2 protein-coding genes are annotated in these 6,000 nt (G+C 61.2%); one reads left to right on the top strand and one right to left on the bottom strand.

The genetic code is table 11. From position 1 onward, the window contains the following. Window positions 1–3,177: DUF3971 domain-containing protein (locus Q0O19_RS06730; protein WP_295521214.1), on the bottom strand; the 3,177-nt coding region annotated here is incomplete at its 3' end. A gap of 43 nt (window positions 3,178–3,220) precedes the next feature. On the opposite strand from Q0O19_RS06730, the gene glnE reads away from it, so the two are divergent. Next, entirely contained in the window at window positions 3,221–5,947 is a 2,727-nt protein-coding gene (gene glnE, locus Q0O19_RS06725; RefSeq protein WP_295521217.1) for a bifunctional [glutamate--ammonia ligase]-adenylyl-L-tyrosine phosphorylase/[glutamate--ammonia-ligase] adenylyltransferase, read from the top strand. Window positions 5,948–6,000 lie beyond the last annotated feature (53 nt).

The raw sequence follows: 6,000 nt of genomic DNA, 5'->3' as shown, positions 1-6,000 counted from the left end.
TTCGACGTCAGATACGCTGGAGGGCAGCAAGTTCAGCCGTGACAAGCGCGCATAAAGGTGACCCAATTGCTCGCCAAGGGGCAGGCGGTAAACCACATGCCCATTGAGCTCACGCGCATCGATGTTCACGCGCCAGGTGTTCCCTTCGCGCACGCCACCGGCCACCACTTGGTTCAAGGAGCGGCCATCCGACAGGAGGGTGTTGGCTTGTAAGCCGATGCGTGTGGGCGCATACGCTTGCCAAGCGCTGGCCGTTGCCTTGGCTTGGCGTGTGGGCGTGCCGGAGTCACTGGGCAGCAGGTTTTGCCAATCGTCCAGTGACAATTTGTCCACCGCCACGGTCGCACTCACGCCCGTGGCGGGCATGGCCGGTGCTTGGGAGGCCGGCAAACCCAAGCTCAAACTGCCGCGCAACACCACAGGGACAGGGCCCGACACATCGCGCACATAGTGTGCAGAGGCGATGCTCCCCCACTCCAGCTGCAGTTGTTCCCGCAAACCTGAGCCTGTGCCTTGTATGCGTGTGCGCAAGGAAAGGGGTGTACTGGTTGCGGCGGGTTTGCCCAAGGGGGCCGGTAAGTTCAGGGCCAAGCCGTCCAGTGGGCTTTGCACCGTGAACTCGGGCAGCCCTTGTCGCCAGCCCAGTTGTGCGGTGTAGCTGGTGCTGCCGCTGGCGTGCTTGGCCCACTCATTCAAGGGGTTCAGCTCTTGGGCTTGGCGCAGCCCTTCGGCGGTCACTTGGCCTTGAGCGCGCAATTGCAAGCCGACGTCGGTGTGGGGTGCGCCCGATCCACTGGGCGCAGGCTGCATGCCGCCTTCGATGCGCACCGCCCCGCCCAGCATCCGTGCTTGTGCACCGCTGAGGCTGAAGCCCGATTCGGTAAATTGCACGCTGCCCTGGAACTTTTCCAACAAGGGTGCTTCGGGCGTTATGCGCACGTCGTTGCCGGTCAGTGCCACCGTGCCTTGTACTTTGGTGTAGTTCGGCGTGAGCAAGGGCACCGTCAACTTGAAACGGGTTTGCAGGTTGCCTGTCGCCTGTGTTTGGCGCAATGCACCCGACAGCAAGGCGTCCAGCGGAGACTTTTGCACCAAGCCCAGTACCTGTGCAGCAGGGCCTTTGTTTTCTGCCGTGACGACCAGCACGGCCGCGTTGGCTATGTCGGCGATCTCGACCTCGCCTTCGTTCAAAGTCAGGCCCGTCTGGGCGTCGTCCAGCCTGGCCGAGGCTTTGCTCAATTTCATGCCCAAGCGGTCAAAGACCAGTTGGCCGGTCAGTTTGTGCAAACGGGGCCAAGGCAAGCTTTGGGGCGCCAGCAAATCGGCAGGCCAATAATCCAGCTCCAGGTCTTGGATGCGCCCTGCGAAGCGGAGTTCACCCTCTTGCGGGTTGGTGAAAGGAAGTTTGGCCAAGTCGCCTTTGACCCTGACCTGAACATCCGAATACACCCCTTTTTGTACCGCGTCGCGCACGTATTGGCGCACATCCTTGGGCAGCGTCAGCGGCAGGTAGCGGTAGGCTCGGGACGCGTCGATTTGTTTGAACTTGCCCTGCAGGTCCAATTGGCCAGGCCCATCTCCTGCAGCTGTGGGGTGCCACTGCCCCTTCCATTCGCCTTGCAGGTCTGCGTTGCTCAACTGGAGCTTCCACTCGGGCACATGCCACTGCCCGGCGTCGTGTTTGAACAAGGCTTGCGCGCGCAAAGCCTGCACACGCACTTCAGCCTCGTCCAAAATGCCTGGCAAAAACACGGCCCCGTCGGCCCCCATGTTCAGGTCTATTCGCCCATTGTCTTGGTTGAGATTGAGTTTGACCTGTGCGTTTTGTACGCCGGGCCAGGGCAAAGCCGTTGGGGCGGGGGTCACATCCGAGGGCGCCAGCGTCAGTTTTTGCAGCGTGACTTGGGCGTCGTAGGTTTGGGGCTTGTCCCAATCGCCTTGCCAGCGCCACTGCAGCGCATCCACTTGCCCACTGACCCGATGTTGCTGCAAAACCGCCTGCCAAGCTTCGGGCAAGGGCATGCGCAGGGCGATTTCGCGCAGGCTCAGCAGGTCCAGCTGATCGGCCTGCAGTTGACCGCGTGCCGGGGTTTGGTCTTGCGGGTGGGTGAAGGCCAAAGTCACGTTGCCGCCGGGCCAGGTCAAGCCTTGCGCACTGACAAAGGCCAGTTCTTGGGTCGAGACTTCAAAATCCAGTGGGTTGACCTTGGCCCCCAAACGGCCAGACAAGCGGTCAAAAGCCAATGGGGTTTTGCCCTGTGCCCAAGCCGCTTGAAGTCCGGTGAGGCTGACATCGGCCAAACCACCGGCCCATTGCCCTTGGGCCACATCGCTCCAAAGGCGAACGCTGCCTTGACCTGAGGCCATCTGGACGTTCCCGGGCATGTGGGGGCTCAAATGCGCCAGATCGATGTGCGGAAAAAAGCCGTAAACCTGCCCAGACCAGTCGGTCCATCGGCCCGGATGCAGTGACAGCAGGTTGCGTTTGAAGCGCCCCATGGCGACAAAGCGCTCGCCCCAATCGGCGGGCGGTGTGGCGTCCACGCGCACATCGTGGTGCCTGGCTGAATTGCGCAACAACACATCCACATGGCTCAAAGTCAAGGTGTTGGCGGCGATCGGCGTTGCAGCTTCTTGGGGGTTTTCTCGGCTCCAGTGCAAGATGCCGCCGCGCACGATCACTTCGCGTTGAGCGAACAACCAATCGGCGACCGCGTTGTCATCGCCTGTGCTTTGCGTCCATTCGAGCCCTGCGACGCGCCAATGGCCGTTGGCCAGGAGCCGAATGTCCAATTCCGGCGCATCCAACACCAGTTGTTCCAACTTAAGGCCCAAGACCGAACGCACGCTGATGGCGATCCACACTTTGGGCAGACTCAAAGCCGTGCGACCTTCCGGGTCCAGCAAAGCGATGTCTCGCAATTCAAATGAAGGGGCCCAGCCGGTGGATTTGGCCGAAATCTGACCGATGCGCACAGGAACCCCAAGGGTTTTCTGGGCCAAGCTTTCCAAGGCCGGGCGGTACTCGCCAATTCGCGGCACAATCCAAAAATGCAGGGTTGCCCAGCCCATGCCCAGCACAAGACCCACAGACAACAAGACCCATGCGGCGAGCTGCACAAGGCGCGACAGCACATGGATCAGGCGGTGGAAAAGTGGCAAAGACGGTGCAACCATTTGAATCAGAAAGTCAGCAGGAATTATGACCCGCAGCCAGCCGATGGACGTGACCGCCTTAACAAATGATGTCCGTCTGAATGATTTGCCCCTTTACTCGCGATTTTTGCAGCGCCTGCACCGCCGTTACAACGATGTCTTGCCCCTCTTGCCCCCGGGGCCCCCTGCCCTTGAAACCCTGAATGCGGCATTTGCAGCCTTGCAGGCCACAGGTCTGGACACCACTGCGGCCTTGCGGGTGCTGCGCCAACTGACCCTGGAGCGCTTGGCCCAGCTCGACTGCACGGGTCAGGCGAGTTTGGAGGTGGTGACTCACGGCATGACGTGGTTGGCCGAAGTCACACTCGACATCGCTTGGCAACGGGTCTCGGCTGACCTGGACGCTTTGCATGGCGCCCCCACCAAGGCCTGTGGCCAACGTGCCCAGATGTGGATCGTCGGCATGGGCAAGCTCGGTGCCCGCGAGCTGAACGTGTCCAGCGACATCGACTTGATTTATGTTTACGACGAAGATGGCCAAAGCTTGGGCAACAGCGAAGGCCGCAACAAGGTGTCGTGCCAGGAGTACTTCACCCGCGCCGTCAAACGCATGTACGCCTTGATCGGCGACACCACCGAGCACGGCTTTGTGTTCCGGGTCGACCTGGCCTTGCGCCCCAATGGCAACTCCGGCCCCAGCGTGGTGTCGCTCGGTGCACTGGAAGAGTATTTGCAGGTGCAAGGCCGAGAGTGGGAGCGTTTTGCCTGGATGAAGAGCCGCGTGGTGGCCCCCCAAAGTGCCGTGGTCAATGGTTCTTCTCAGGCGCTGCGTGCGGTGGTGCTGCCCTTTGTGTTCCGCCGTTACCTCGATTACAACGTGTTCGAGTCCCTGCGCACGCTGCACCAGCAAATCCGTGACCACGCCTCCAAACGCAGCGCTGGGCACCCCGAGCGCGCCAACGATGTCAAGCTGTCTCGCGGTGGCATTCGAGAGATCGAATTCACCGTGCAGCTCTTGCAGGTGGTGCGCGGTGGACAATTTCCGGAGCTGCGCACCCGTCCTACGCTGGACGCCTTGCAGCGCATGGCCAGAGCCGGGCTCATGCCGCAGGCCACGGCCGACGCCTTGGGCGAAGCCTATTCGTTCTTGAGAAAGGTGGAGCACCGCATCCAGTACCTGGACGACCAGCAAACCCATGTGTTGCCCACCCGCGACGACGATTTGGCTTGGATCGCGCAGACGCTGGCCTACACCGATACGGGCACATTTTTGGTGGACTTGGATGCGCACCGCGAAGTGGTGGCGCAAGAGTTTGACATCTTGTTGGGCGGGGACCGCGACTGCAAGACTTGCCAGGGCAAAAACGGCAAGACCAACCGCGAACACCCTGAACTGGATGCGGTATTGACCGATTTCAGCGGTGCGGTGCGCGAACGTTTGGTGCAATGGACCGACAACCCCCGGATTCAGGCCTTGCGCGACGACGCGCGAGGGCGTTTGATGCGCTTGCTGCAACGCACCGGCCAGTGGCTGGCTGCCGGGCGAGTGAGCGAAGAAGCCGTGTTGCGCATGGTCGATTGGATCGAACCCCTGCTGCGCCGTGAAAGCTATTTGGCCCTCATGCTGGAGCGCCCCTCCGTGCACGAGCGCTTGCTGCGCTTGCTGGGCGCTGCCAAATGGCCTGCACGCTATTTGTTGCAGCACCCTGGCGTGATTGATGAGCTGGCGGGGGGCAACCTGTTTGACACCCGATTTGATGCCCCCGATTTTGAAGCCGAATTGCAAGCGCGGCGAAAAGCCTTGCAAAGCACGGGCGAAGACGATGAAGAAAACCTGCTCAATTTGATCCGCCGCGCCCACCACGCCGAACAGTTCCGCACCTTGGCGCGAGACGTCGAAGGCGTGCTCAGTGTCGAACAAGTGGCCGACGACCTGAGTGCCTTGGCCGACGCCGTCCTGCGTGTGACGGCTCGCTGGTGTTGGGACCGCCTGAAGACCCGCCACCGCGAAGAACCGGCGATTGCCATCATCGGCTATGGCAAGCTGGGGGGCAAAGAATTGGGCTATGGCAGTGACCTGGACATCGTGTTTGTTTACGAAGACCCCGACGAGCGCGCGCAAGAAATTTATGCCAGCTATGTGCGTAAGATGATCAACTGGATGACGGTGAAAACCGCCGAAGGTGATGTGTACGAAATCGATACAGCCCTGCGCCCCAATGGCAATTCTGGCTTGTTGGTCACGCGCTTTGAAGCGTACGCCGACTACCAGCAGCAACGCGGCAGCAACACCGCATGGACTTGGGAGCACCAGGCCATGACACGCGCACGTTTTGTCATGGGTTTGTCCAGCTTGGCCGCCCGTTTTGATGCCGTGCGCCTGGCCGTCATCAGCGCCCCGCGAGATGCGGTCAGCCTCAAAGCCGAAATCGTCGCCATGCGCGAGCGTGTGCGCCAAGCCCATCCCGTCAAGGCCGATCGGTTTGACGTGAAGCACAGCCCTGGCGCCATGGTGGACGCCGAATTTGTCATGCAATACCTGGTGTTGCTGCACACCGCGGCGCACCCAGTGCTGGCTGAAAACGCGGGCAACATCGCTTTGTTGCAACACGCCGAGAAAGTGGGCTTGTTGCCCTCAGGCGTCGGACAAGCTGCGGCCAACGCGTACCGAGCGATGCGCCGAGTGCAGCACCGGGCCCGTCTGAACGAAGAGCCCACAGACCTTCCCTTGGACGTGTTGGCCTCAGAACGCGACGCCGTGCTCACCCTGTGGCGACAGGTGATGGGCTGAATCGGCACCAGACCCACGCCAGACCTGCGGTTGACTTTCTTTTGCCAGAAATG

This window comes from Limnohabitans sp. Rim8 (genome assembly GCF_945869175.1).
GTDB lineage: Bacteria > Pseudomonadota > Gammaproteobacteria > Burkholderiales > Burkholderiaceae_C > Limnohabitans_A.
This window is presented reverse-complemented; position numbering and strand designations above follow the sequence as displayed.

Coding starts and splice junctions, on each gene's coding strand:
- glnE (WP_295521217.1), top strand. CDS start 3,221: ATGGACGTGACCGCCTTAACAAATGATGTCCGTCTGAATGATTTGCCC.